16 protein-coding genes, 14 tRNA genes, 1 rRNA gene and 1 pseudogene are annotated in these 22,943 nt (G+C 37.8%); 28 read left to right on the forward strand and 4 right to left on the reverse strand.

The window, feature by feature from the left end; genetic code table 11:
• Positions 1-119 precede the first annotated feature (119 nt).
• The 13 genes from rrf (at position 120) to ACFO3L_RS01845 (ending at position 1,334) form a co-directional block, all read left to right on the forward strand.
• Positions 120-235 (forward strand): 5S ribosomal RNA (rrf, locus tag ACFO3L_RS01785).
• Positions 236-249: 14 nt separating this feature from the next.
• Positions 250-323: transfer RNA gene (locus ACFO3L_RS01790), tRNA-Asn, on the forward strand.
• Positions 324-367: 44 nt separating this feature from the next.
• Positions 368-456: transfer RNA gene (locus ACFO3L_RS01795), tRNA-Ser, on the forward strand.
• A gap of 15 nt (positions 457-471) precedes the next feature.
• Positions 472-543 (forward strand) — tRNA-Glu (locus ACFO3L_RS01800).
• 16 nt (positions 544-559) lie between these two features.
• Positions 560-632 (forward strand) — tRNA-Val (locus ACFO3L_RS01805).
• Positions 633-634: 2 nt separating this feature from the next.
• Positions 635-708: transfer RNA gene (locus tag ACFO3L_RS01810), tRNA-Asp, on the forward strand.
• 38 nt (positions 709-746) lie between these two features.
• Positions 747-819: transfer RNA gene (locus ACFO3L_RS01815), tRNA-Phe, on the forward strand.
• 4 nt (positions 820-823) lie between these two features.
• Positions 824-904, forward strand: a tRNA-Tyr gene (locus tag ACFO3L_RS01820).
• A 14-nt stretch (positions 905-918) separates the two neighbouring features.
• Positions 919-992, forward strand: a tRNA-Trp gene (locus ACFO3L_RS01825).
• 2 nt (positions 993-994) lie between these two features.
• Positions 995-1,067 (forward strand) — tRNA-His (locus tag ACFO3L_RS01830).
• A gap of 8 nt (positions 1,068-1,075) precedes the next feature.
• Positions 1,076-1,147, forward strand: a tRNA-Gln gene (locus ACFO3L_RS01835).
• A gap of 16 nt (positions 1,148-1,163) precedes the next feature.
• Positions 1,164-1,234: transfer RNA gene (locus tag ACFO3L_RS01840), tRNA-Cys, on the forward strand.
• Between the two features lie 16 nt (positions 1,235-1,250).
• Positions 1,251-1,334 (forward strand) — tRNA-Leu (locus ACFO3L_RS01845).
• Positions 1,335-1,826: 492 nt separating this feature from the next.
• Here ACFO3L_RS01845 and ACFO3L_RS01850 read toward each other — a convergent pair.
• Entirely contained in the window at positions 1,827-2,168 is a 342-nt protein-coding gene (locus tag ACFO3L_RS01850; protein WP_379963256.1) for a metal-sulfur cluster assembly factor, read from the reverse strand.
• A gap of 195 nt (positions 2,169-2,363) precedes the next feature.
• Between ACFO3L_RS01850 and ilvD the strand changes: the two genes are divergently transcribed.
• The 5 genes from ilvD to ACFO3L_RS01875 all read left to right on the forward strand — a co-directional run bounded on the left by ilvD (position 2,364) and on the right by ACFO3L_RS01875 (position 8,983).
• Positions 2,364-4,064 carry a dihydroxy-acid dehydratase gene (gene ilvD / locus ACFO3L_RS01855; protein ID WP_379963258.1) on the forward strand — a complete coding sequence of 567 codons (1,701 nt, stop codon included), beginning with the start codon at positions 2,364-2,366 and terminating at the stop codon, positions 4,062-4,064.
• 209 nt (positions 4,065-4,273) lie between these two features.
• Positions 4,274-4,346 (forward strand) — tRNA-His (locus tag ACFO3L_RS01860).
• 8 nt (positions 4,347-4,354) lie between these two features.
• Positions 4,355-4,426: transfer RNA gene (locus ACFO3L_RS01865), tRNA-Gln, on the forward strand.
• 190 nt (positions 4,427-4,616) lie between these two features.
• Complete coding sequence (locus tag ACFO3L_RS01870; protein WP_379963391.1) at positions 4,617-6,713, forward strand: heavy metal translocating P-type ATPase; 2,097 nt, start codon at positions 4,617-4,619, stop codon at positions 6,711-6,713.
• Positions 6,714-6,994: 281 nt separating this feature from the next.
• Positions 6,995-8,983, forward strand: a complete 1,989-nt coding sequence (locus ACFO3L_RS01875; protein ID WP_379963260.1) for a KUP/HAK/KT family potassium transporter — start codon at positions 6,995-6,997, stop codon at positions 8,981-8,983.
• Positions 8,984-9,063: 80 nt separating this feature from the next.
• Here ACFO3L_RS01875 and ACFO3L_RS01880 read toward each other — a convergent pair whose 3' ends face one another.
• Positions 9,064-10,215, reverse strand: coding sequence for a hydroxymethylglutaryl-CoA synthase (locus ACFO3L_RS01880; RefSeq protein WP_379963262.1), 1,152 nt, complete (start codon positions 10,213-10,215; stop codon positions 9,064-9,066).
• A 318-nt stretch (positions 10,216-10,533) separates the two neighbouring features.
• On the opposite strand from ACFO3L_RS01880, the pseudogene ACFO3L_RS01885 reads away from it, so the two are divergent.
• A pseudogene (locus ACFO3L_RS01885) lies at positions 10,534-11,769 on the forward strand (hydroxymethylglutaryl-CoA reductase, degradative); the annotation flags it as partial.
• 76 nt (positions 11,770-11,845) lie between these two features.
• Here ACFO3L_RS01885 and ACFO3L_RS01890 read toward each other — a convergent pair.
• Both ACFO3L_RS01890 and ACFO3L_RS01895 read right to left on the reverse strand, forming a co-directional pair.
• Positions 11,846-12,577 (reverse strand): hypothetical protein, encoded by a 732-nt coding sequence (locus ACFO3L_RS01890; RefSeq protein ID WP_379963264.1) that lies wholly within the window; start codon positions 12,575-12,577, stop codon positions 11,846-11,848.
• A gap of 112 nt (positions 12,578-12,689) precedes the next feature.
• Positions 12,690-12,974 carry a hypothetical protein gene (locus ACFO3L_RS01895; RefSeq protein WP_379963266.1) on the reverse strand — a complete coding sequence of 95 codons (285 nt, stop codon included), beginning with the start codon at positions 12,972-12,974 and terminating at the stop codon, positions 12,690-12,692.
• 137 nt (positions 12,975-13,111) lie between these two features.
• Here ACFO3L_RS01895 and ACFO3L_RS01900 point away from each other — a divergent pair, with 137 nt between their 5' ends.
• The 9 genes from ACFO3L_RS01900 to ACFO3L_RS01940 all read left to right on the forward strand — a co-directional run bounded on the left by ACFO3L_RS01900 (position 13,112) and on the right by ACFO3L_RS01940 (position 22,808).
• Positions 13,112-14,116, forward strand: a complete 1,005-nt coding sequence (locus ACFO3L_RS01900; protein ID WP_379963267.1) for a nucleoid-associated protein — start codon at positions 13,112-13,114, stop codon at positions 14,114-14,116.
• An 88-nt stretch (positions 14,117-14,204) separates the two neighbouring features.
• A complete protein-coding gene (locus tag ACFO3L_RS01905) occupies positions 14,205-14,849 on the forward strand; it encodes a lysozyme family protein (protein ID WP_379963268.1) in 645 nt (214 codons plus the stop codon).
• 173 nt (positions 14,850-15,022) lie between these two features.
• Complete coding sequence (gene dnaG / locus ACFO3L_RS01910) at positions 15,023-16,867, forward strand: DNA primase (protein ID WP_379963270.1); 1,845 nt, start codon at positions 15,023-15,025, stop codon at positions 16,865-16,867.
• 15 nt (positions 16,868-16,882) lie between these two features.
• On the forward strand, positions 16,883-17,989 hold the full coding sequence (gene rpoD, locus ACFO3L_RS01915; RefSeq protein ID WP_379963272.1) for an RNA polymerase sigma factor RpoD: 1,107 nt from the start codon (positions 16,883-16,885) through the stop codon (positions 17,987-17,989).
• 171 nt (positions 17,990-18,160) lie between these two features.
• A complete protein-coding gene (locus ACFO3L_RS01920; RefSeq protein ID WP_379963274.1) occupies positions 18,161-20,110 on the forward strand; it encodes a cell division site-positioning protein MapZ family protein in 1,950 nt (649 codons plus the stop codon).
• Between the two features lie 77 nt (positions 20,111-20,187).
• Entirely contained in the window at positions 20,188-20,895 is a 708-nt protein-coding gene (locus ACFO3L_RS01925; protein WP_379963276.1) for an AzlC family ABC transporter permease, read from the forward strand.
• Positions 20,885-21,205, forward strand: coding sequence for an AzlD domain-containing protein (locus ACFO3L_RS01930; protein ID WP_379963278.1), 321 nt, complete (start codon positions 20,885-20,887; stop codon positions 21,203-21,205). Before ACFO3L_RS01925 ends, ACFO3L_RS01930 begins: the two co-directional genes overlap by 11 nt.
• Before the next feature lie 25 nt (positions 21,206-21,230).
• A complete protein-coding gene (locus ACFO3L_RS01935; protein ID WP_379963280.1) occupies positions 21,231-22,106 on the forward strand; it encodes a CvfB family protein in 876 nt (291 codons plus the stop codon).
• Between the two features lie 36 nt (positions 22,107-22,142).
• Positions 22,143-22,808, forward strand: coding sequence for a hypothetical protein (locus tag ACFO3L_RS01940; RefSeq protein WP_379963282.1), 666 nt, complete (start codon positions 22,143-22,145; stop codon positions 22,806-22,808).
• Positions 22,809-22,943 lie beyond the last annotated feature (135 nt).

Raw genomic sequence — 22,943 nt, forward strand, 5'->3', positions numbered from 1 at the left:
GGACTGATACTAATCGTTCGAGGACTTAACCAAATAAAATAAAAAAATCTTCGATTTGTTTGAAATTCCATCTTCAATTCCAGTTTTGAGTGAATAAATTTTACTCAAGAATTAAATAGTGTGGTGGCGATAGCGAGAAGGATACACCTGTACCCATGCCGAACACAGAAGTTAAGCTTCTTAGCGCCGATTGTAGTGAAGGGTTTCCCTTTGTGAGAGCAGGACGTCGCCACGCTGTTTTAAAAATATTCCGGCATAGCTCAGTTGGTAGTAGCGCATGACTGTTAATCATGATGTCGTAGGTTCGAGTCCTACTGCCGGAGTTCTCAATTGAGAAAAAAGAAGAGTAAATTGCTTTTTTAAGCCTGGAGAGTTGTCCGAGTGGCCGAAGGAGCATGATTGGAAATCATGTAGATGGTAAACACTGTCTCAAGGGTTCAAATCCCTTACTCTCCGTAATCTTATTAGTATGGTCCGTTGGTCAAGCGGTTAAGACACCGCCCTTTCACGGCGGTAACACGGGTTCGAATCCCGTACGGATCATTGTATCATTTTAAATGGGGGTTTAGCTCAGCTGGGAGAGCATCTGCCTTACAAGCAGAGGGTCAGCGGTTCGAACCCGTTAACCCCCATTGGTTTGGTAGTTCAGCTGGTTAGAATGCCTGCCTGTCACGCAGGAGGTCGCGGGTTCGAGTCCCGTCCAGACCGTTTTATTAAAATTTAATAAATACAAGATACTCAGTATTGGCTCGGTAGCTCAGTTGGTAGAGCAATGGATTGAAGCTCCATGTGTCGGCGGTTCGATTCCGTCTCGCGCCATTATGGAGGAGTAGCGAAGTGGCTAAACGCGACGGACTGTAAATCCGTTCCTTCGGGTTCAGTGGTTCGAATCCACTCTCCTCCATTTTTTATTATAATAGGGACATAGTTTAAAGGTAGAACAACGGTCTCCAAAACCGTTAGTGTGGGTTCGATTCCTACTGTCCCTGCCATGGCGATCGTGGCGAAGTGGTTAACGCATCGGATTGTGGCTCCGACACTCGGGGGTTCGATTCCCCTCGTTCGCCTTTTTTATTGGGGTATAGCCAAGCGGTAAGGCAAGGGACTTTGACTCCCTCATGCGTTGGTTCGAATCCAGCTACCCCAGTTTTTTTAGAGATAATGGCGGTATAGCCAAGTGGTAAGGCAGAGGTCTGCAAAACCTTCATCACCGGTTCAAATCCGGTTACCGCCTTTACTTTATTTAATTCGCCGACGTGGTGGAACTGGCAGACACGTTGGACTCAAAATCCAATGCCCGCGAGGGCGTGCCGGTTCGAACCCGGCCGTCGGTATTACTGATGCATCAAGGTTTATAAGACCTTTGATGTATTTTTTTTTGCTATTTTTTTAGAGAGGAAAATCAAACTAACTACGGAAGTAACTACGAATTCATCAACTTGACGACATAAAGCTGATGAATTTTTCCATTACTTTCTCATTACGACTCTCAGTTGCTTCTATGTAAATGGTAGCTGAAATTGAAGAATTGTATGAGTACCATCTTAATAATCAGAGAATTGATACCTATCATTGTATTGCAAAAGAGAAGCTCCGCTATATCAAGAAAGTGAAGTTTTATTTGATATAGTTTTTGAGAAGTGATGGAACTAAAAAATTATCTAATGTACTCATACAATATTTAGTTTGGATTGAAAATATAAAAGTAGGTTTCTAAATATTTTATATTTTGGGCATTTACTGAAACCTACTATAAAAAGCGTTTCATGAGAATATAATCCAAACGCCTTTAATCGACACATAACTATCGATTAAAGGCATTTAGATTAACCTGGATTGATTCCTAATGAAATTCGTGCAAAGCGGCTAATACGAGTGATTTTCCATGCAGGGGACCAGACGATATGGACCTCGACACTTTTAATTACTGGTATTTGTAAAAGAGCAGCTTCGATTTCGATTGGAACGGATTCGATACATTCACAACCAATACCTGTAAAAGTAACGGTAATATCACAATGATTTTGTTCGTCAAGTTGAATTTCATAGATAAACCCTAAATTATAAATATCGACTTCGATTTCTGGGTCGTAAATTTGTTCTAGTTTTTCGATTAATTGATTGCTAATCGCTTTTGCTCGTTCATTAATTTTGATATCATCTCTCATACTTATCAAATCCTTCCATCTTTAAACTTCAATATGCTTCTCATTTTTTCATGAAAACGAAATTTTTGCAATAGAATATTCATCTATTTTTCATTTTATTACTAGATTCCTTTCATTTTTATGTTAGAATGTAATTCAAATAGTATGAAAATACTGACAATTATATCAAGCTTTTTTGAGGGGAGCGTTTTTCGATTGACAAAAGATCATAAAAAAGATATTAGAATTCGAAGTAATGTATATGACAGTATGGTTAAATCACCAAACCGAGCGATGTTACGTGCTACAGGTATGGGAGATGAAGAATTTAAAAAACCGATTATTGGTGTGATTAGCACGTGGGCTGAAAATACGCCTTGTAACATTCACTTACATGATTTAGGTAAGTTAGCTAAAAAAGGAGTTCAAACAGCAGGTGGTTGGCCAGTTCAATTTGGTACGATTACGGTAGCTGACGGAATTGCGATGGGCACGCCTGGTATGCGTTATTCACTACCCTCTCGGGATATTATCGCAGATTCTGTGGAAGCGGCTGTTGGCGGTCATAACTGTGATGCGTTTGTAGCCATTGGTGGCTGTGATAAAAACATGCCGGGCTGTATGATTGCGATTGCGAATACCGAAATTCCAGCAATTTTTGTTTATGGTGGTACCATTGCCCCTGGTAAATTGGATGGAAAAGATATTGATCTTGTGTCCGTTTTTGAAGCCATTGGTAAATGGAATCATAACGATATGACAGCTGAAGAAGTTCGTCGGATTGAATGCAATGCTTGTCCAGGACCTGGGGGCTGTGGGGGCATGTATACGGCAAATACGATGGCCTCTGCAATTGAAGCAATGGGAATGAGTTTACCAGGTTCATCTTCCAATCCAGCAACAACAGAAGCCAAGTTACGCGATGTTGAAGCTGCAGGTGAAGCAGTCTTGAAGTTATTAGAAAAAAGAATCTACCCGAAAGACATTATGACACGTAAAGCGTTTGAAAATGCGATTACAGTTGTCATGGCTTTAGGTGGTTCGACGAATGCGATTTTACATTTAATGGCAATGGCGCATGCCGCTAATGTTCATTTAACGTTAGATGATTTTAATGATTTTCAAGAAAAAGTTCCTCATTTAGCAGATTTAAAACCAAGTGGTCAATACGTTTTTCAAGATTTATATGAAGTTGGTGGTGTTTCAGCCGTGATGAAATACTTACTTGAAAAAGGTTTTATTCATGGCGACTGCTTAACGGTTACTGGAAAAACGATTGCGGAAAACTTAGCCGATGTTCCTTCTCTAACTGAAGGACAAAAAGTTATTATGCCTTTAGAAAGGCCTAAACGTGAAGATGGTCCACTAATTGTTTTACATGGGAATTTAGCACCAGATGGAGCAGTCGCTAAAGTTTCAGGCGTAAAAGTTCGTCGTCACGTTGGTCCTGCTAAAGTCTTTAACACAGAAGAAGAAGCGATTCAAGCCGTTTTATCAGATGAAATTATCGATGGCGATGTAGTTGTTGTCCGCTATGTTGGACCTAAAGGAGGTCCAGGTATGCCTGAAATGCTTTCACTTTCAAGTATGATTGTAGGGAAAGGACAAGGGGAGACGGTAGCTCTCTTAACCGATGGACGATTTTCAGGCGGTACTTATGGATTAGTTGTTGGACATATTGCCCCTGAAGCGCAAGATGGTGGACCAATTGCGCTACTTCAAACAGGTGATATGGTAACAATCGATCAAGACACCAAAGAGCTAACGATGGCTGTCACGAAAGAGGAGTTAATAAAACGACAATCTGCGCTCGTAATTCCGCCATTACATTCACGTGGCGTACTTGGAAAGTATGCCCATATCGTATCAAGTTCATCTAAAGGCGCGATTACAGATTTCTGGAAAAAAGAAGAATAAAAGAAAATGATGATTGAAAGATAACGTGTATTACAAAATGATGAGTCTTCTAAAACCACTATTTAATAGGTTTTGGAAGATTTATTATTTTAAGTAAGATAACATGAAAATAAAAAGAAAAAATCAAAAAAGAGGTTGTAATTTAAATTAACTGGTGTATAATAAGAAACTGTTGAGGCGAGATTAATCGCTTCGAGAGAATAGTCATGGCGATCGTGGCGAAGTGGTTAACGCATCGGATTGTGGCTCCGACACTCGGGGGTTCGATTCCCCTCGTTCGCCTTTTTTATTGGGGTATAGCCAAGCGGTAAGGCAAGGGACTTTGACTCCCTCATGCGTTGGTTCGAATCCAGCTACCCCAGTTAAATAGATAAAAAGAGATTGTACTAAGTGTAAGCTTAGTGCAATCTCTTTTTATGTTTGAACGAGTGAATTATTTGACATAAATGACTGATAATATTATAGTTGTTTTGTAGATTACGTATGTAATCGTTAGAAGTAGAGGAGGAAAGTAATATGAAAGAAGAACATAATCACCACGAACAGCATCATATGGAGCAACCTCAAGCACATTCTAATCACCAACATCATCATAATAATCATTCGATGACGATGGAAAGTTCGCACAGTGATCATCAGATGGGAAACGATCATCATAACCAGGATAGTCACGATCATGAGGGAATGGATCATTCCATGCATCATGGAAATTTCAAACAAAAATTCTGGTTGTCACTTATCATAGCAATCCCGATTTTACTTATTTCCCCTATGATGGGTGTTGATTTACCGTTTCAATTTCAATTTCCTGGATCAGAATGGCTCGTATTAATATTAGCAACTATTTTATTTCTATACGGAGGGCAACCATTTTTAAGTGGCGCTAAAATGGAAATAAAGGCAAAAAATCCCGCTATGATGACGTTGATTTCAATGGGGATTACCGTGGCTTACATTTATAGTCTGTACGCTTTTGTTATTAATCAATTTAGCCATCATCATGTAATGGATTTCTTTTGGGAACTGGCTTCCTTAATCGTAATTATGTTACTTGGCCATTGGATTGAAATGAATGGAGTTGCTAATGCTGGAGACGCCTTAAAAAAATTGGCTGAATTGTTACCGGATGAAGTAACTCGCATTAAGGACAATGGGGAGCAAGAGACTGTTTCACTACAAATGGTCCATGAAGGTGATTCATTAGTTGTCAGAGCTGGTGATAAAATGCCAACCGATGGTATTATCGAAAAGGGTTCATCGATTGCGGATGAATCGGCTGTTACCGGCGAATCACGTGGTGTGGTAAAAAAAGTCAATGATCGAGTTATCGGAGGTTCGGTCAATGGCGATGGTACTATACAGATTCGCGTAACTGGAACGGGCGAAAGCGGTTATTTAGCGAAAGTGATGGAAATGGTGCGCAAGGCCCAGTCAGAGAAATCCAAATTAGAAGCCTTGTCAGATAAAGTGGCAAAATGGTTGTTTTATATTGCTTTAACTGTCGGTTTAAGCGCTTTTGCTGTTTGGCTTATCTTAGGTGATTTACCCTTGGCGTTAGAGCGAATGGTAACCGTCTTTATCATTGCCTGTCCGCATGCATTAGGTTTAGCCATTCCTTTGGTTGTTGCTCGTTCAACATCGATTGCAGCTAAGAATGGTTTATTGTTAAAAAATCGTATGGCTTTAGAAAACGGCCATGACATTGATAAAGTACTCTTAGATAAGACAGGTACTTTAACAGAAGGTTCATTTGCTGTTACTGGTGCAGAACTATTGAATGAACAATATACAATCACTGAAATGTTTCAATACATTGGTGCATTGGAAGCTTCAGCGAACCATCCAATTGCCAAAGGAATCATGAGCCATATCAAGGAAAAAGGAATTAGTTTTTATCAAGCAACCGAAGAAAAAAATTTAACAGGGATTGGGTTACAAGGAATCGTTGAAGGGAAACAAGTTAAAATTGTGAATGGTAAGGCTTTGGAACGTTTAGATTTAGTCGTTGATCAAAAGATTATTGGAAAATATCAAGAGCAAGGAAATACGATTAGTTACTTATTGATTGAGGATCAGTTAATTGGCTTGATTGCTTTAGGTGACAAAGTTAAACCAGAAGCTAAAGCGTTTATTGCAAGTCTAATTGAACGTAAAATTGAACCTGTTATGCTGACAGGCGATAATGAAGAAGCTGCCAAAAATGTTGCCAATTATTTAGGGATTACGAATTTCCAAGGAGGACTCTTGCCTGAAGATAAAGAAGCGATTGTGACAAAACTTGTGAGCGAAGAACAGCGGATTGCGATGGTTGGTGATGGGATTAATGACGCACCAAGCTTAGCTCGCGCGACTGTCGGAATTGCGATTGGTGCAGGAACAGACGTTGCATTGGACTCAGCAGATATTATTTTAACGAATAGTAATCCAGAGGACATTCTACGTTTCCTTGATTTAGCAAAGCAGACTCGTCGTAAAATGGTCCAAAACTTGTGGTGGGGGGCAGGTTACAATCTGATTGCGATCCCCTTAGCAGCCGGAATTTTAGCACCAGTTGGGATTGTACTAAGTCCAGCGGTCGGTGCAATTTTAATGTCATTAAGTACAGTTATTGTTGCTTTAAATGCAATGACGTTGACGATAAAAAAATAAATAATGAAGCAAGAGTAAGGTGATAGTCTAATCGGCTGTCATCTTTTTTTATCATAAAAAAAGTGAATGGAAACCATAGTTATAATTAACTTTTTTGGGTTGACCCTGACCTTAAAAAAATAGATAATACAGGCATTCATCTAAAGTTGAACTCTTTGAAATATGGACCATCAAAACATTTTAAAGATATTATTTTTTGATAAGATGATATCTCTTGAAGTGTTTCATTTTGAGTTTATTTACATTGAATCGATGAAAAATTAAGGGAGTTAGGGAGAAAAATGAGTAAAAAAGGGAAATTACCAGCAGCAGGTTTACTTGTTGCAATGGGTGTCGTATATGGCGACATCGGAACAAGTCCTTTATATGTAATGAAGGCAATTGTTGAAGGAAATGGCGGTCTTCAAACAATCAATCAAGACTTTATCTTAGGAACGATTTCGTTAATCTTTTGGACATTAACTTTATTAACGACAATAAAATATGTATTAATTGCTTTAAATGCTGATAACCATGGGGAAGGTGGTATCTTTTCACTCTATACACTTGTAAGAAAACAAGGGAAATATTTGATTATTCCAGCAATGATCGGTGGCGCTGCCTTGATGGCTGATGGCGTGTTGACACCAGCTGTCACCGTGACAACAGCAATCGAAGGGTTGCGTGGTGTCCCCTTATTTTATGAAACGTTTGGGAATAATCAAAATGTCATTATTATTATTACATTAGTGATTTTACTTGTGTTATTTGGGCTCCAACGTTTTGGGACCGATGTCGTCGGAAAAGCTTTTGGACCGGTAATGTTTTTATGGTTTACGTTTTTAGGTAGTGTAGGTTTAATGAACTTCAGCCAAGATTTATCGATGATTCGTGCCTTAAATCCAATGTATGCCATTCAATTAATCTTAAATCCAGATAACCATTTAGGGATTTTAATCTTAGGGAATATTTTCTTAGCGACAACAGGTGCAGAAGCACTGTATTCAGATATGGGACATGTTGGCAAACGTAATATTTATTTTAGTTGGCCCTACATTAAAGTTTGTCTTATTTTGAATTATTTAGGGCAGGGAGCTTGGTTAAATAACGCTGTTGAAGAGGGTCTGTATTTAGAAGTTGAGAATCTCAATCCGTTCTTTATGATTTTACCGGAAGGTTGGCTTGTATTCGGTGTGTTATTTGCGACGGTAGCGGCTGTTATTGCTTCACAAGCATTATTATCAGGTTCGTTTACACTCGTTTCTGAAGCAATTAAATTACGCTTATGGCCGCGTTTAAAATTGCTTTATCCAGGAACAACGATTGGGCAAGTATATATTCCATCAATTAATTTCTTGCTATGGCTTGCTTGTTCGACAATCGTATTGACCTTTCAGACGTCGACTCATATGGAAGCAGCCTATGGACTATCAATTACGATTACGATGTTAATGACGACGATTTTACTGTATTTTTATTTAATTAAAGAAAAACATTCGAAAATTTGGTCCTTATTAATTACGACTTTCTTTGCCATTATTGAAAGTATTTTCTTTCTTTCAAGTGCTTCGAAATTCTTCCACGGAGGTTATGTCGCAATTTTAATGGCTATCATGATTATTATTGTAATGACCATCTGGCAATGGGGAAATAGCATCGAGGAACGAGAAGCAGAAGAAGTCGATTTAAAGACGTTTATTCCTCAGTTAGAGGCGCTTCGACAAGATCAAAGCGTGCCAATGTTTCAAACGAATGCGGTATTCCTTGTGCCGCGAATGGAAGGCGATTTGATAGGGAAACAATTTTTATATTCCATTCTTGATAAGCAGCCAAAACGAGCAAAAGTTTATTGGTTCGTAAATGTGGTGGTGACTGATGAACCTTACACTCAATCTTATGCGGTTGATACACTCGGCACAGATTTTATCGTTAAGGTAAAATTATACCTCGGTTTTCGTGTCAACCAAGAGGTCAATGTTTACATTCGACAAATCATTATTGATTTAATGAAGGAAGGGCGATTGCCTGAACAACCTCAAAGGTATTCGATTATGCCTGGTCGCAAAGTCGGTGATTTCCAATTTGTTTTAATTCAAGAATCATTATCGAATAATACGGAATTAAGTCGTTGGGAACGACAAGTTATGCAAGCAAAATTGTTTATTAAACGTTACGCAACGACGCCTGAAAACTGGTTTGGATTAGAATATAGCGAAATTAAACGTGAGCTTGTCCCACTAGTGATTGGTAAAGTACGAAAAACCCATTTAACGAAAACAGAAAAAATATAAAGAAAAATCATTTCTCAATGCACGACCTTGTTCGAAAGTTCATCCTAGAACAAGGTCAAAGTGCAAAAAGAAATGATTTTTTATTGTTTATACGTACGAATCGTCTCCTCAACGGAAACAAGACTGAACGGTAAGTCATCTTCAAAAGTATTCGATTGGTTGATATCCAGTTGATCTTCAAACATGGCTTCATATTCAGCGATGCTTAATTTTTGGCGATTGGCTAATAATTGTTGATGGGCTTCTTTTTGTAAGAAAGCGTCATAACCTTCTACAAGTATGCCACTAAAAAATTCAGAAACCGCACCAGAACCGTAGCTAAATAAACCAATTCGGTTACCTGCCGCTAAACTAGTTGCATTTTCTAGTAGCGAAATAAGTCCGAGATACAAAGAGCCTGTATAGAGATTTCCAACTTTTCGACTATAAATAATGCTTTCTTCATAGGCCTTTAATATTTTTTCCTGTTCACTTTCAGTTTCACTTTCTAAAATGGAAAGTAAGGCTTTTTTGCCCATTTTAGTGTAAGGAATATGGAAGGCTAATGCATCGAAATCGGCTAAAGAGCGTTGGTATTTTTCTTGGTAATAATGCCAGACTTTTTGGAAAGATTCAATATAGGTAGCATTTGAAAGTGGGCCATTGACTGTTGGATGTGGGTGACCAATGGGGCGCCAAAAATCATAAATATCTTGAGTGAGCATCGCATTTTGATCTTCTAAAACTAAAATACGAGGATCACGGCTAATAAGCATTGCCACGGCACCGGCTCCTTGCGTCGGTTCACCGCCAGAGTGTAAACCATATTTTGCAATATCAGAAGCGATGACTAAAACTTTACTATTTGGATGCGTTAATACATGGCTTTTGGCCAGTTGAAGTCCAGCCGTTGCACCGTAACAAGCTTCTTTGATTTCAAAAGAACGTGCAAAAGGTTGTACCCCTAATAAGCGGTGTAAGACAACAGCAGAGGCTTTTGATTCATCAATACTTGTTTCTGTACCAACAATCACCATTTCAATGGCTGCTAAGTCTTCTGGTGTGAGTATTTGTTTTGCGGCATTGGCTGCAAAAGTGACAATATCTTGTGATTTAGGACATACGGCCATCTGTTCCTGACCAATCCCGATTAAAAATTTATTAGGATCGACATCGCGCGCGATTGCTAAATCGGTCATATCGACATAATAAGGTGGAACAAAAAAATTAATTTTATCAATCCCAACGTTCATTGACATTCTCCTTTGAAATTCTATCCTTATTAATTTACCACAAAAAATTACTTTAATCGAAAAAAATGATAAGATTTTAAAGTTTATTAAAAAATCGGAACGCAGAGAAAGAAATTTAAAAGATTATTTGTTTTTTTTACTGCACATGCTATAGTTCAATTGAGTGTTTGTGTCTGAAAGATTAGTTGATAAGCTTCAATAAGGATACAAAAAAGCATAGGCAACGTTAGAAATAACGATTGTGACGTTTTTTTTCGTTAAAATATAGTTAACGAGAGAAAATCAACGAATAAGGAGTAGATGAGTCAAATGGGGAAAAAATTTTATCAACTGTTACCTAAGGAACGTTTAACGCAGCTAGAAGAACAAGGGAAAATAACAGTAGAAATGAAACAAGAATTGGAGAAAGTCGTACTTGATTCTCAAGTCGCTAATCATTTAATTGAAAATCAAATTAGTGAGTTTCCAATTCCTTTAGGTGTGGCTTTGAATGTGATTGTTAATCAAAAGGAATACCTCGTGCCCTTAGCAACTGAAGAACCATCTGTGATTGCGGCTTGTAGTAATGGCAGTAAAATGGTTGCGGCTGCAGGTGGTTTTACGAGTGAGATGCTGACGAAAGACTTACGGGGGCAAATTGTTTTTATGAATGTTCGCGATGCAACGGTGATCAAAACAACAATCCAATCGCGGCAAGAAGCGATTTTTGAGCAAGCCGAAAAGAGTTATCCGTCCATCGTGTCCCGTGGGGGTGGTCTAAAAAATGTCTCTGTGCGGACTTTTACTGAAGATCCATCCTTTGTTTCAGTTGATTTTGTTATGGATACGAAAGACGCAATGGGTGCGAATATGATGAATACGGTGTTAGAAGGGGTCGCAAACTTATTTCGTTCGTGGTTCGATGAAGAAATATTGTTTAGTATTTTAAGTAATTACGCTACAGAAGCTATTCTAACAACTCGTTGTCTTGTTCCGTTTGAACAATTGGGATGTGAGAACGGTCGAGAGGTAGCTGAGAAAATTGCAGCAGCTTCGACTTATGCTCAACTGGATCCATATCGTGCAGCGACGCATAATAAAGGCATAATGAACGGAATGGAGGCACTTGTATTAGCAACAGGTAACGATACGCGGGCTTTTTCAGCGGCGGCACATGCTTATGCGGCAAAATCAGGTCGCTATAAAGGATTGAGTCGTTGGACGATGAGTGAAGAAGGGCTAGAGGGAGAATTAGCGTTACCGTTAGCTTTAGGAATAGTGGGTGGTGCCACAAAAGTTTTACCAAAGGCGCAAGTTGCTTTGCAAATGCTGGCGGTTTCTTCGGCTAAAGAACTGGCCGAAGTTGCTGGAGCAGTCGGCTTAGCACAAAATCTAGCGGCGCTAAGAGCGCTTGTTTCAGAAGGGATTCAAAAAGGACATATGTCTCTACAAGCAAGATCGTTAGCCATTAGTGTGGGAGCGACTGGAGATGAAGTTCAAAAAGTAGCCGATTGTTTGAAACTAGGGTTGATGAATGAAGCCAATGCACGACAAATTTTAGAAGAATTACGATAAGAAAAAGAAAAACCGAAAACAAAAGTGTCGCTATATTATAGCTGACCACGTTTGTCTTCGGTTTTTAATTATTTGCTTATGCTAAAGGCATTTTGCTAGCGAAGTCTTCAATAACTGGAATGACTTCTAATTTTAACTTATATTTACGCTCAAGAGCAGGTTCAATTGTTACTTGATTCGCTTCAACAGTTGAAATCGTCGCTAATAAACGATCTTCTTTAGCTGTTTTTTCAATAACCGTTACAGCATCTTCGCCTTGAACAACCGCAAATTTAGGGAAGTTCGAGATGGCTTCTTTAAATGCATCAAGCAATGATCCTTCAGCAGTTTCGACAGGCGCTGTTTCAACGACTGGTTCTTCTACAGCGGGCTCTTCAACAACAGCTGTTTCTTCAACGATAGGTGCTGTTGCTTCTTCTGTCACTTCTTTCGTTTCTTCAACAATGACTCCAGCGCCTTCTTCTTTTTTAGTAATATCTGAACGAAGAGTAGCGTTCCAATAGTTTGCGAACTCTTCAACTAGTTTTTGACTGAAACGTTCTAACAAACCATTTTCAGAATGTTGGATACGTTTAACCACAACATTGAAGTTCTCATCTAAAGGTACAGAAATAATTTGGTCACGAGTTGTTTCTCCTAAAAATTCAATGGCCATTTCTGATTTATTGTCCAATTTAATACCGACTTTGACCGGTAAGTCATACAATGCTAGTGCTTGTTTTTCCATTTCTCTAAATAATTGATGACGAGCTTGATCAAAGGATGGACGGAATTGTTGTTTTAATTTTGCTAGTTGTTTCTTTTTCATAGTAATCCCCTTTCAATACTGATAAATTATAGGCAAAAAAACTGAAAATTAAAAGTAGTTTTCATGAAAAAGTCGAATTTCGTTAAAAAAGTCAAGGTAAAATGATAAAACTCTAAGAATCAATTGATTTTTTAAGCGTTAATTCTGTTAAATCATGAAATCTGGGTAATACAGCAAGAACTTCTTTTTGACGAGAGCGAGCAACAACCATCCCGTTCCATGTCTCAAGTTGATAGTTTGCTCCTAGATGTTGTGTTAATGCGTCCTGAAATTGTCCGATTTGCCAATCACGTGCAGGAAAATGTTGCACCTTATCTGGAAAAATAAGGAAGATAAACTCAGGCTGGAACGTTGTTTTAACCTCATCACTTAATGTTTCTAATTGATCGAAAGTCATTCATCCTGTCCTCCATTTTCATATTTGCTCTTTTGATTATACCATACTCTGTGAAATGTAAAAAAATCAAAAGGAGGATTTCATTTTAAAAAAATTTAGGTATACTGTATTAGTTAGACAAAGGAGTCGAAAGTAAAATGGATGTTTATTTAAAAAAAGCAGTCTTGCATTTAATTGATCGAGAAGCGGGAGATCCAGTTTTTTCCCAAGTGGAACTTGATTTAACTGCTGAATTTATTAGAGAATATTTAACGAAGAAAATTAGTAAGCTATCGAGTGCTCAGACAAAAACGGGAACGCTAGTTGAAGATTCTGAAATTAGTCGCATGCTACCAATGGCGCAAGAGCAATTCGTCGCCTTTAGCGAGCAGTTCGTGAATCACTGGTATCAATTTTATAAAAATAGTGAAGATGCGCCAAATAGCGATGTTTTCGTTATTTTATATGAAGAAGAGGCTGAGACACAAGTCGCGTTCATTAAAGTGAACTATAAAGAAGCGTATACGCACTTTACGGAATTAGATGATCAAGGATTAGAAAATAAATTGATTTTAAATCGTGCTATTTTAGCTGGAAAAACACAAAAACCAGATGAGGGCATCACGATTAAATTGTCGGATTTATCGTATGAACTCATTGAAAAAAAATATACTTTTTCTGGTGATAAACGCTTGTATTTTTCGCAAGAGGTGATTGAATCTGTACCGTTACCGTCACTTGATGAAAACATGAATGTGATAAAAAAAGTGGCTAAAAAATTAAGTGATAAATTTGAAACGCCTACTTATGATGTATTAGCCAATGTACAAGAGGCGGTCTTTGAAACCATTGAAGAGTCAGGTTATATTGATACTGAAGAAATTGCCGAAAAAGCCTTTAAAGACAATGTGTCAGCCAAACTGGCTTTTCAAGCGGAAGTTGTAGAAAAAGGATTTGTCGAACAAAAACAAATGGTTAAAGAAGTGAAAGAAATTTCGGAAAAGAAATTTAGCAAGCAGAAATTAAAATTATCAAATGGTATCGAATTGATTGTTCCAGTAGAGGTCTATCGCAATCCAGATTTGATTGAGTTTGTGAATAACCCAGATGGTACCTTATCAGTCATGATTAAAAATATTGAAGCAATTCAAAATAAACTATAAAACTTAAGAATTCTTTTTATTTTTAACAATAAATGGTTTCATGGAAAGAAAAATAGTAGGCTGAAAGTCAGTAAAGAGGTGGGATGTCATGAGAGTACGAAAAAGAAAAAAACGTTTATTCCGTCTTTTCATACTGTTATTTTTTATTTTTCTTGGTGGGACATCGTATCTTTTTATAAAGAATTATCGAGAGTATCAACAAGTAATGGTACTCGAAGAAAAAGTCAGTCAAAAAGTCACAGAGTATGGTTTGGATTCTTATAAAGAAATCATTTTAAGTATGATTTACACCGAATCAAAAGGCCTAGGTGACGATCCCATGCAAAGTTCGGAAAGTGCTTATGGGGAAGCCGGTAAAATGATGGTTGCTGAAGATAGTATCCAACAAGGAGTCGAGTACTTTGCACAAGCCCTGATATTAGGGCAGGAAAACGGAGTTGATCTATGGACCGCGGTTCAGGCCTATAATTTTGGTCTGGATTATATTTACTATATTGCCGAAAACGGCGGAATCAATACCGTCGATTTGGCCGATCAGTATTCAGGTGATATCTTGGCGCCGCAACTAGGAAATACGACGCACACGCGTTATCGTTACTGGCACACCTCAGCCTTGTTACACAATGGTGGTTACTTATACCATAATGGCGGTAACATGTTCTATGCCGAAAAAGTTCGATGGAACCAACAAAAAATCATGTTTTTTCAAGAATTGGAAAAAATAATTTCTTAATTCAGGTCTTTTGAAAACGACTATGCAAAAGACTTGAAAATTTTGACATTTATGATAAGATGGAATATGTAAAAAACTGTCTGTTTTTAAGATCGCGCTGATATTGATTAGTGCGATTTTTTACCGATAAAAAGACAAGCTTCTGAACATTACTCCCAGGAGGTGAGTCAACTGTGGCGAGAATTCCAGAGCAAGTGATTGATGATATTCGTAGTCGTACAAATATTGTCGAGATTATTGGTCAATACGTTCAATTAAAAAAATCAGGTGGTCATAATTACACCGGATTATGCCCGTTTCATAATGAAAAGACGCCTTCCTTTTCTGTCGCAGAAGATAAACAGTTTTATCACTGTTTTGGTTGTGGTCGAGGTGGAAATGTTTTTCGCTTTATGGAAGAAATTGAAGGCTTAAGTTTTTCTGAAGCGGTTTTTCGAGTGGCCGAAATTGAACAAATCCCAGTTGATGAGAGATTTCAACAAAAGTCTTTCGAATCAAGTGACTCTTCAAAAACAAAACAACTGATTACATTACATGAAAAAGCCGCCGAAGTGTATCATCATTTATTGATGAATACTGCGATGGGGGAAGCTGCACTTAATTATTTATTAAAGCGCGGATTAACGGAAGAACTTATTACCGAATATGAGATTGGTTTTGCGCCTGCTCAACGAGAGTTTTTAGAAAAAGTTTTTCAAAATGAAGAACTTTCGATGGGACCGCTAGCTGATTCAGGCTTATTTGTTCAACGTGACGATGGAAGCTTGCTTGATCGATTTTACCAAAGAATTGTCTTTCCGATTCGTAATCCACAAGGGAAAACGATTGGCTTTTCAGGACGTTGGTTCGAAACAGAAGATTTTTCAGCAGAGAATCAAGCCAAGTATTTGAACAGTCCGGAAACAGAAATCTTTAATAAGCGTGAAATCCTTTTTAACTTAGATAAAGCTAGAGGGGCGATTCGTAAAGAAGGCGAAACAATTTTATTTGAAGGGTTTATGGATGTTTTAGCGGCTTGGCAATCAGGAATTCAAAATGGGATTGCGACGATGGGAACAAGTTTAACCCACCAGCAAGTGGCTGCGATTGAGCGTTTATCATCAAGTGTTGTTTTTGCCTATGATGGGGACAATGCCGGGATTGAAGCGACAAATCGAGGCATCGATTTAGTCAAGGAAGTTAGTAGTTTAAATATTGCGATTTTGAGTTTTCCAGAGCGTTTAGATCCGGACGATTATATTCGAAAATACGGAGCAGAAGCATTTGTTAAGCTGGCTAAACACGGTCGCGAGACGGTCTTTAGTTTTAGAATGGCTTACCATCGATTGAATCGAAACTTAGCCAATGATAAAGAGCAACTGGATTATTTGGATATGATTTTGGAAGAATTAGTCGCAGTCGATTCCTTAATTGAACAAGATCGCTACTTAACGCAGCTTTCAACTGAATTTAAAGTCAGCCGAGAAGCCTTGCAACAACAATTGCGCCAAATCAAACAGCAAAATCGTCAACAGCGATTAGCCAATCGACCAAACGCGATAGAACCGCCGCAAGAGGTTTATACCGAACCTGTGATTCATCGCAAAAAAACGCAAATTGAAAAGGCGGAAGAATTACTTTTATACCGACTTTTTAATGAAGAAGGTTTTAATCAGCGATTCAAAAATTATCCTGTCAATTTTCCACATGAGAACTATCAGGAATTGTATTTGTTATTCGATACGTATTTAGCAACGGAAGTAACATTTGATGTCGCCCGTTTTTTAGATTTTTTACAAAAGGAAGAATTGAGACAACTCGTTATCCAAATCGCTAGTTTGAATGTTCCTAAGGAGAGCAATGAGCAAGAGTTACAAGACTTGTTACGCATGCTTCAAAAATCAACGCTGTTAGAAGAAATTCAAGCAAAAAGACTGCAGCAACAAATGGCGAGTCAAACCGGTAACCAACAGTTAGAATTGGAACTTGCGATTGAAATTATTAATTTAACAAAGCAACTAAAAGCAGTAGCACAATAAAGGGGGACTTCTCTCATGTCAGAAGAAATGAAAGTAGCCTACGATAAAGCGGTCGTAGCATTTATTAAAGAAAATAAACCCAAAGGTCAAGTCGTTTATGATGAGTTATCAAATCAATTGGCAACACCTTATGAATTAGACGCAGATGCGATGGATCAACTGATTCAAAAAGTTGAAGATGCAGGCATTAGCGTTGTTGATGAAAATGGGGAACCTTCTATTCATAGTTTGAAAAAAGATGAAAAAGAAGAAAAGAAAACGGCACATGAAGATTTATCTGCCCCAACAGGTATCAAAATCAATGATCCTGTTCGTATGTACTTAAAAGAAATCGGTCGTGTCTCTTTATTAACAGCGCAAGAAGAAGTTGCTTTAGCCTTAAAAATCGAGGAAGGCGACCAAGAAGCAAAACAAAAACTAGCGGAAGCGAACTTGCGTTTAGTTGTAAGTATTGCGAAACGTTATGTTGGTCGTGGCATGCAGTTCTTAGATTTAATCCAAGAAGGAAATATGGGATTAATGAAAGCTGTTGAAAAATTCGATTACCGTAAAGGATTTAAATTCTCGACTTATGCAACATGGTGGATTCGTCAAGCAATTACACGTGCGATTGCTGACCAAGCAAGAACCATTCGTATTCCAGTTCATATGGTTGAAACAATTAATAAATTGATTCGTATCCAAAGACAATTACTACAAGACTTAGGACGCGAACCGACACCAGAAGAGATTGGTGCAGAGATGGATTTACCAACTGAAAAAGTTCGTGAGATTCTAAAAATCGCACAAGAGCCAGTCTCATTAGAAACACCGATTGGTGAAGAAGATGACTCGCACTTAGGTGATTTCATCGAAGACCGCGATGCAACAAGTCCAGCAGAACACGCGGCTTATGAATTACTAAAAGAGCAATTAGAAGATGTTTTAGACACATTAACTGATCGTGAAGAAAATGTTTTACGTTTGCGTTTCGGAATTGATGATGGTCGTACACGTACTTTAGAAGAAGTCGGCAAAGTTTTCGGTGTCACTCGTGAACGGATTCGTCAGATTGAAGCAAAAGCTTTACGTAAACTACGCCATCCATCACGTTCAAAACAATTAAAAGACTTCTTAGAATAAACAAGTTTCAAAAGGCTGTGGTCCTTGATCACAGTCTTTTTTCTTATGATAGCTTACAGTTAAATAGTGGGTACTCAATGGAACTTAATGTAAACGTAATCGAATAAGTCTTTTATAATTGCAGAAATTATGTTAGATTTATTTCTGTATAATGAAAAAGGAGTCAAGAATGTGATAAAAAAATGTCCTCATTGTGAATTCGAGCCCATACAGGATCAATTGATTTGTCCAAATTGTGGAGCAGAATTAAACGAAAATGTTTCAGAAGAAATTCAAACGACTCAACCAGTAGTTGAGGAAATCAACGATAATATTAACTGGTCAAACTATCAAGACATACCCTTAGGTTCCGTGATGGAACATTTTAACGAGGTTATTGAAGAAGAGGAAGAACCAGTTGCAGAAGAAGTTTCAGTCGAAGGTGATTCTGAGCCGATAAAAGAAGAAAAAGAGACGAACGATTCTGCTTCAATTGAAGAAGATGAACTGTCAGATAACCCGATTTTGGCGGCCTATATTCGTCGCCATCGCGAAGGTTTACCAGAAGATGAGCTTTTAGCAGCGATTGAAAAAAATCAAGAAAAAGCAGAAGAAATAACAGAAGAAATAACAGAAGAAATAACTTCAAATGAAGAAGCGTCTGCTGTCGAAGTAGAAGAAATGCTTAAAGTAACGGAATCGACGGATGAGTTAGCGAACCAAGCGAAATCAGAGACTTCACAAGATAGTGAAGAAATTTCAGAGCCAACTGTTGAGCTGACTGAAACGGCACCCGTTAGTGAAGAAGCGGTTATCGAAGATTCACACATTTCAGAAATTGATAAAGCGTTATCGCTCATTTCACAATTTGAGGAAAAGGCTGAATCTGAAAAGACAGTTGAGTCGGTAGAAGTTGTGGAAGAAGTCGAAGTAGCTGAGCAAGTAGAACCAGTGATTGTAAGAGAAGAGCCGATAGATGAAGTCACTTCGGATATCATTTTAAACGAATCAGAAGTAGAATCAAAATCAGAAGCGACTGTTTCTGATCAACCAATACCATCGCTGAAAAAAAACCGAAAAAAACTCATATATACATTAACGGCAGCAGGCCTAATTGCAGTAGCCAGTGGTGGCTGGATGTATTATGATGCCCAACAAAAGGCTGAAGCTGCTCGTCAAGAACAATTACGTATTGATAGCGAGCTGACAGAAGCGAAGGCACAATTACTTGATTTTTATTTAGCTGATGACCACGAATTTGTCAAACCAGATAAAACATTAGCGATGTTAAAAGAGACGCAAAAAAAATTAGAACCGTATCGTTCAGAAGAAGCGTATACTGAAATTGATCCAATCGTTCAAGATTTATATACAAAATTAACCAAAATTGAAAGCTTGAACAGTTATTTTACGGCACCAATCATTGTCGGCAATCAATTAGTTCAAGATGTTCACATCAAAGATGAAAGCCCAATTGTCATAGAAAACATTTCTGGTGAAGGATCCTTTGCCACATTATTTAATGAAGCCTTACAGTATGGGAAGATTGAAGTTCAAAAAGTAACATCTGCTAAATTAGCGGTTGAGGACATTAGCCGCTTTTATCAAGATGAAAAACTGGATAAAGCCTTAACGCGTAAAGACTTTGATATGGCTAAGAAACAAGTTGATGAATTATTTGATATTTCAACGAAAGAAACGTTACAAAATCAATTAAAACCAATTGAAAAGGCACTCGCTACTAGAGAAGAGCAAGAAAAAGAAGTTGCACGTATTGCTGCTGAGAAAAAAGCAGAAGAAGAGCGTCAAGCAGCGCTTCAACAACAATATTCGGCTTCAGAAATCTTAAGTCCAAACACACCAACGAATCGGAACAATCAACCAATTATTAGTTCGCGTCAAAGTGATATCAATGATGTAAATAATCCGGCTTGGGTTTGGGCACCAGGTGTCTATGATCAAGTCATTGATACATTAATGAGTCGTGGAAATATTGTTGCTGGTCGTTTTTACGTCGTACCCGCTAGAATTGAAAATGGCGAAGGCTACTATCATTTATATGCAACAAATGCATCGAAGAGTGATACGTACTTAGTCACGATTAATGCCAAAACAGGTTATTTTAAAGGAAATGGCGGTTAATTAAATACTTGTGAGACCCTCTTATTTTCGATATGATAGGTAAATACACTTATCACGAAAAATAAGGGGGTTTTTTAATGGAAGTTTCGGAATTCAAGCCATCGTTTCGCGATGGGGTTAAGGCTTGTGTCCCGACTATTCTAGGTTATTTAGGCATTGGTTTTGCCATGGGAGTTGTTGGTAAAGGAATTGGTTTAAGTGTCTTTCAAATTTTTTTGATGTCATTGATTGTTTATGCCGGCAGTGCACAATTTATTATTTGTGGCATGTTGGCAATTCAAGCGCCAATTTCATCGATTATAGTGACAGTCTTTTTTATTAATTTACGTCATTTTTTAATGAGTCTTTCGGTGGCTCCTTATTTTCAAAAAGCGGGTTTGCTTGAAAATATAGGCATCGGTTCGCTCTTAACGGATGAATCATATGGGGTGTTAACGACATATACGCGACAAAATCGTCCAATTAGTGTTCCTTGGATGAACGGCCTTAATTTATTAGCTTATGCAGTTTGGGTGGTTTCCACTGTTTTAGGCGGGATACTCGGCCGTTTCATATCAAGTCCAGAAAATTTTGGCTTGGATTTTGCTTTAGTAGCAATGTTTTTAGGTTTGTTTCTATTTCAAATGGAAGCAGAATTAAAACGAGGTGTTAAGAAAACAATCCTTGTTTTAATTAGTGTCTGCGCTAGTTTGTATTTATTAATGATTTGGACAACACCAGAATTTGCCGTCATCGTATCGACAATCATTGGTGCAACGATTGGAGGCATAATGAATGACAAATAATTATTGGTTATTAATTTTAGGTGCGGGGTTGGTTACATGGCTACCACGAATTTTACCGTTCGTCATTTCAAGAAATGTCACCTTTTCACCACGTTTTCGTCAAGTGTTAGATTACTTGCCATTATGTATTTTAGCGGCTTTATTATTCCAAAGTTTGTTAACAATCGAAGACGGGGGACTACCAAGATTAAAATTAGAAGAAACACTTGCTTGTATTCCCACATTTTTAGTCGGATATTATACAAAAGATTTGATGAAGATTGTGATTACAGGTATTATAACAATAGCACTTATTCGCTTAATCGGATAAATCTAGAAGGAATGAGGAAATAAATATGAAAGAATTAACAGGATCGATTTTTAGCGGTATTATTATCGATGAAAACGAAAAAGCTTACTTTGTCCAAAAAGAGGGCATAACTTTTCGCTTAGATAAAGAAGAAGGCGAGCATAAATTAGGCGAAGCAGTCGAAGGTTTTGCTTATCAAAATCAAAATCAAGACTGGCGTTTGACGACGGTTTTACCAGAAAGTCGTAAAGGCCAATATGCCATTGGTGAAGTGACCGATTCACGTCGCGATTTGGGTGTATTCGTTAATATCGGCTTAAAAGATAAAGACGTTGCCGTATCTTCAGACGAATTGCCTTTAATGCGCGAATTATGGCCTAAAAAAGGTGACAAATTGATGATCGCCTTGAAAGTCGATGACAAAGATCGTTTATGGGGCACAATTGCCGATGAGAAATTCTTCCAAGCCATGGGTCGTGCTGGAGATGAGACATTCTTAAATAAAGATATTAAAGGGATGGTTTACCGTTTAAAAATGGTCGGAAGCTTCATCATTACAGAAGATAACTACTTAGGCTTTATTCATCCGTCTGAGCGTTATCAAGAACCGCGTCTAGGTGAAGAAGTTTCAGGTCGTGTGATTGGTGTGCGCCCAGATGGGGTGCTAAATATCTCATTAAAGCCAAGAGCACACGAAGCAATTGGCGATGATGCGTCAATGATTTTAGCCTTCTTAACAAGAGCGCCTGAACATCAAATGAATTATACTGATAAGTCAGCACCAGAAGATATTCAAAAAATGTTTGGTATTAGTAAAGGGCAATTCAAACGTGCTTTAGGGAATTTAATGAAACAACGCTTAATTGAACAAAAAGATGGGATTACGCGCTTAACACAAAAAGCAGAAGAAAGCATTGATTAATTCGACTGATTTTTAGTCCGAAATTGGGAGGGTATTATGAAAAAATGTTTGCGTTTGTTGGTACTAACGAGTCTCTTTCTTATGATTAGTGCTTGTAGTTCTGAAGCAGGTAGCACGAATCATTCGTCTCAAGGCGAAGATAAGATAGAAGAGGTTAATCAATCAGCTGAACAATCTATTAAGGTAGATAAGAAGCTTTTAAATGTCGAAGTTACTTTGCCAGCGATGTTCGTTGAAAAAGGCGAAGAAATGGGTGAGGTGCTAAAATTAACCGATGAGGATAAAGAGAACGGTATTTCAAAAAAAGTTGAAAATGCAGATGGTTCAATCACGTTTACAATGAGTAAAGCTAAGCATAAGGAAATGTTGCAAGAAATGCAGACAGGTGCTGAAGACGTTATTAACGAATTATTGAATGACGAAAACTTTACTTCATTTAAAGAATTGACTTTTGATAAAAAATTGCGAAATCTGAAAGTCTCTGTTGATCGAGAGGCTTTTGAAAATAGTTTTGATGGTTTTGGTGTGTTGGGATTAGTCTTTTATTCATTATTCTATCAGGTATTAGATGGTCGAACAGAAGAAGAAATTCAAATGGATGTCACTTATATTGATGTATTAAATCAAGAAGTTTTTGACACAGCGAGATTCCCGGATGATATTAAAAACTCAGACAACGAAATGGTAGAAGAAAATCAATAATTGAACTTGAAGATAAATAGCATTCTCATTGTGTATCTAATTGAGAATGAAAAATGCTTAATATGAAAAGTTTTCTGTTGTTCGCTTGTTAATTTGAGGTCGCTACTTTATAATAGTTCTTGTGTACAAAGATTA

The organism is Enterococcus eurekensis (assembly GCF_042654605.1).
GTDB classification, from domain to species: domain Bacteria; phylum Bacillota; class Bacilli; order Lactobacillales; family Enterococcaceae; genus Enterococcus_I; species Enterococcus_I eurekensis.